Annotated in this window: 7 protein-coding genes; 1 reads left to right on the top strand and 6 read right to left on the bottom strand. The window is 62.9% G+C overall.

Annotation, left to right across the window (positions count from 1 at the left end; all coding sequences use genetic code 11):
- Positions 1 to 467: 467 nt before the first annotated feature.
- The gene (locus VNH11_07900; GenBank protein ID HVA46281.1) at positions 468 to 776 is read right to left on the bottom strand and encodes a hypothetical protein; all 309 of its coding nucleotides are present in this window, start codon (positions 774 to 776) and stop codon (positions 468 to 470) included.
- Between the two features lie 328 nt (positions 777 to 1,104).
- On the opposite strand from VNH11_07900, the gene VNH11_07895 reads away from it, so the two are divergent.
- Positions 1,105 to 1,485: a helix-turn-helix transcriptional regulator gene (locus VNH11_07895; GenBank protein ID HVA46280.1), complete on the top strand. Its 381-nt coding sequence runs from the start codon at positions 1,105 to 1,107 to the stop codon at positions 1,483 to 1,485.
- Positions 1,486 to 1,565: 80 nt separating this feature from the next.
- Here the strand turns inward: VNH11_07895 and VNH11_07890 are convergent, their stop codons facing one another.
- The 5 genes from VNH11_07890 to VNH11_07870 all read right to left on the bottom strand — a co-directional run.
- A complete protein-coding gene (locus VNH11_07890) occupies positions 1,566 to 1,796 on the bottom strand; it encodes a hypothetical protein (protein HVA46279.1) in 231 nt (76 codons plus the stop codon).
- Positions 1,797 to 1,827: 31 nt separating this feature from the next.
- Positions 1,828 to 2,082 carry a hypothetical protein gene (locus tag VNH11_07885; GenBank protein HVA46278.1) on the bottom strand — a complete coding sequence of 85 codons (255 nt, stop codon included), beginning with the start codon at positions 2,080 to 2,082 and terminating at the stop codon, positions 1,828 to 1,830.
- The gene (locus tag VNH11_07880) at positions 2,079 to 2,558 is read right to left on the bottom strand and encodes a type II toxin-antitoxin system VapC family toxin (protein ID HVA46277.1); all 480 of its coding nucleotides are present in this window, start codon (positions 2,556 to 2,558) and stop codon (positions 2,079 to 2,081) included. Before VNH11_07880 ends, VNH11_07885 begins: the two co-directional genes overlap by 4 nt.
- 211 nt (positions 2,559 to 2,769) lie before the next feature.
- Complete coding sequence (locus VNH11_07875; GenBank protein ID HVA46276.1) at positions 2,770 to 3,093, bottom strand: hypothetical protein; 324 nt, start codon at positions 3,091 to 3,093, stop codon at positions 2,770 to 2,772.
- Between the two features lie 20 nt (positions 3,094 to 3,113).
- A partial coding sequence (locus tag VNH11_07870) for a hypothetical protein (protein HVA46275.1) occupies positions 3,114 to 3,423 on the bottom strand: 310 nt, incomplete at its 5' end.

Raw genomic sequence — 3,423 nt, 5'->3', positions numbered from 1 at the left:
TCGAATTTATCAGCCACGCGGGCTGACCAAGCCGACGCGAGCTCTGTCTCGCGAATTACGGCTCAACGACTGCTGTTTTGCCGCCGCACCCAACGCGACGGCCGGCTCGAACTATGTCCGGAAACCGCGAAACTTGAACTTAGCCCCATCTCCTCTACGGTGACCGCGTAGCGCAGCCTTCCGACGAGATTAAGCTCAGGCTCGCCTGTCACGGGCACAATCGTAACGCGGCCCGGGTCATCGCCCGAGCTAAACCTCTCGACGGCCAGAGTGGCGGAGTCTCCACGATTGGTCGGTGATTCGTCTCTCATACTCGATTATCCCGATGATTTCGAGGTCTATCGGGCCGAACGCGGTCGCAAAGACCTGAGGGCAACAGGGCGGGCTTTTGGCGGCGATTGGGACCGCCGGGGGATCCAGCGCGACTCGCCAGCCGCTGTCGCGGGACGTGCGGCTCCGCGCCGACGCTAAATGCCCCGCGGCAAGTCGCGCGGATTCGGCGCATCGACGGGCACCATTTGGCCTTCCAGGTTCTCCGCTTCTAGCGGAACCCCGGGCGCAGCGGGAGGCTGCCATTCGGCTTGGACCGGATCCTGGCCTTCGCGACACATCTCCGCGGCGACTTCAGGTTCATCGCACTGCGCGTTGAGTTTCGTCGGGTACCGCGCCGTCCAACGTCGCGGCTCGTAGGGATTGAAGACGTACATCCATTCCCGGTCGCGTTCAAAGAACCACAGGTACCGAGCTCCGCCTCCGGGCAGCGTCATCTTTTTCATGTAGCAGCCCGGCTTCTTCCGCTGCCACTCGCCATAGCTGCAGCGCCCGCCGTGGGCGCGTGCCGCCCCACACGCGAACGAGCTCGCCAAAAATATTGCCACAAGCAGTCCAGCCAAGCACGCACGACCCATCGCGAGCCTCCTTTGCAAACAAACGCCAAGTTGGTGAAATGCAACCGCTCGTGGCGAGTTGGGCCGCCTGCCAAGAAGGCTGGCGACGGCGCCGCAAGCCGTTCTGCTAGTCTAGCTATCAAATAGTGAGTGTCAATACCCTCAATAGCGAGTAGTGCTTGCTGGCCGGTTTTCTCGAAAACCCAACGGGGGAGCCATGGCCAAGCGCAAGACCACCATCAAGCATGCCCAGATTGTCGAGCAATTCGCCGCCCGGCTGCGCCAAGTTCGCTCCTCTCGTGGGATGACGCAAGTCGAGCTGGCTCGCCAGGCGCATGTCGCCGTCAGCTACGTTTGGAAGCTCGAAAGTGGTGCCGCCGCCCCTGGCATCGATCTATTGGGCAGGCTTGCGGGGGCACTGGGAACGACGGCTCATGACCTGTTGCCCCTTGGCGGGCAGCCCGACTCGCTCGCAACTCTTCGCAACCGGGCGAAAGCACTCTTCGACGATCTACTGCAAAGCGCCGACGAGCCGACACTGACGATGCTCTGCCCGCTGCTGGCTCGTCTGGGCGAATCGCCCACTCGACGGCGCTGAGCCTACGACGGCGCTGAGCCTACGACGGGGCTGAGCCTACGACGGCGCAGCTCCCTCACGCGCGCGTCGTCATCGACGACTCAATCCAACGCTTGGTCAGGCACCATGCCGTGGCCGTCGAGCTGCCAGCGGATGCCAAATAGGCTAGGCATGAATACGCGTTCGGCTCGGCGATAGCGGCGGAAGACGAAAATCGTTCCCGATCGCTCGTGCTCGAAACGCCAGGCCCGCTTGTCGTGAGTTCGCGAAACGCCGAGCCATTCGAGAAATGCCTGGAGTTGGCTGAATCGAATGTCGCTGCGCTTCACCATGGTCGATCTCGCATATCGGCGGCTTGCGGCCCTAATGCTCAGCGGCTGGGGTTGCGTCCGGTAATGTCGTGTTCGCGGGAACCGGCGCCGCCGGTGTGCTCGGCTGTGGCGCTGAGGGCGGCTCAACGCGGCGTGGAGGGTAGGAGACGAACTTGCGGCCAGTTTTTTCTTCCCGCTCCTTCTCGCGTTGCTTCAGGTGGTCGTAGATGGCTTTCAGGTCGTAGTTGAAGCGAGCGGCCAACTCGTTCTTGATTCTCCAAACCTCGTCGACAATAGGATCGTTCATGGCTTTGCTCCCAAGAGTTCTTCGGGCGTGCAGATAATCGGCGCCTTAAACCCCTTTGCTGCGCAGACCGGTTCGATGATGGGCCGCATCGTCGCATTCGCCAGGTGCCGGCAGTTCCACGTCAACAGATATGGTATTCCGTTCACGGCTGAGACGGCAATATGCAGCGCATCGTGGGCGGCCTGTTCCGGTAAGGCGCCTGCTTGAACCAACGCCTCAGCCAACGGCAGTGCTTCGGGCGCGATTGGCAGGAGCGTCATGTCGTTCAGGAGCTCAAGCCGGTCTTGAGCCGCCTGCGGGTCGCCGAGTGCCGCTTCCTCCAACACGACTTCGGAGACACACAGTTCGTAACTTTCTCGCCGAGTGTCCCACCATTCGTGCGTCGTCTGCTGATGACCGGCAATCACCACGTCGCGGCTGGGCCGTGCGGCCAGGTAGCTCACGATTGTGGTTTCGATATAGATGCGGTCGGGCATGACGATAGCTTCCTCGCGGCTTTTGCGACACCAACGATTCTAGCAAAGCGCTGGACACATGGCATCCGAGACGGCCTGGGAAGGCCTGGGAAGGCTATCCTCCGTTGGGACGTGGCGTCGGCACACGGAGTGTGCCTGCTACGATAAACAAAACCGCGGGCCGGATTTGAGGCCGGCCCGCGGCGCCTTCGTTGCAAATTGGCGAACAGGTTCAGGAGAGCCGATCGATGATCGGCAAGGTGGGGAAGGTGGCGTTGCCATCCGCCCTCACCCCAGCCCTCTCTCCGAGGGAGAGGGACTTGCCGTTCCCATTGGCGTGGCCGTTGCCGTTGAGCTTGGCATGCCCGTTCTTCGGCTTCGCCGCCCTCACCCCGGCCCTCTCCAGGAGGGAGAGGGAGTCATCGCTGCCGTTGGCGTGACCGTTGCCGTTGTGGTGGCCGTTGCCGTTCGACTCGACTTCGGCCACCCCCACCCCAGCTCTCCCCCGGTGGGAGAGGGAGTCAGAGTCGGCCTCGTGCTCTTCGCGGCGGGCCATGCGGCGGTTGCCGACGGGGATCAAGGGGCCAGATTGGCCGCCAAGAAGACCGCTGACGCCCAACGAGGGATAGTGGCTCTGCTCGCCGCCGTCCTTGTCTTCAGGAGCGTAGCGGAACAGCAGGCCCTCCCCCTTCCAACAAGATCACAGTTGCGCAGGATCACGGCGTTCTCGCTGGCCGAGACGAGGTAGTTCGGCATCAGCGGAATCTTGCCCGCGCCGTGCAGGCCGTCGACCACGTAGGTCGGCACGCCTAGCCCGGAGACGTGGCCGCGTAGGCCCTCGATGATCTCCAGCCCTTTCCACACCGAAGTGCGGAAGTGGCCGGCG

This window comes from Pirellulales bacterium, from assembly GCA_035533075.1.
In the GTDB taxonomy this organism is placed as follows: Bacteria; Planctomycetota; Planctomycetia; order Pirellulales; family JAICIG01; genus DASSFG01.
Note: the sequence above shows the minus strand (reverse complement) of the source record. Positions and strands in the feature narration are given on the sequence as shown.

What these genes read in the sequence shown, in the direction of transcription:
- VNH11_07890 (HVA46279.1), bottom strand. Translation starts at nt 1,796, where the DNA reads ATGGTGAAGCGCAGCGACATTCGATTCAGCCAACTCCAGGCATTTCTC.
- VNH11_07895 (HVA46280.1), top strand. Translation starts at nt 1,105, where the DNA reads ATGGCCAAGCGCAAGACCACCATCAAGCATGCCCAGATTGTCGAGCAA.
- VNH11_07880 (HVA46277.1), bottom strand. Translation starts at nt 2,558, where the DNA reads ATGCCCGACCGCATCTATATCGAAACCACAATCGTGAGCTACCTGGCC.
- VNH11_07875 (HVA46276.1), bottom strand. Translation starts at nt 3,093, where the DNA reads ATGGCCCGCCGCGAAGAGCACGAGGCCGACTCTGACTCCCTCTCCCAC.
- VNH11_07900 (HVA46281.1), bottom strand. Translation starts at nt 776, where the DNA reads ATGAAAAAGATGACGCTGCCCGGAGGCGGAGCTCGGTACCTGTGGTTC.
- VNH11_07885 (HVA46278.1), bottom strand. Translation starts at nt 2,082, where the DNA reads ATGAACGATCCTATTGTCGACGAGGTTTGGAGAATCAAGAACGAGTTG.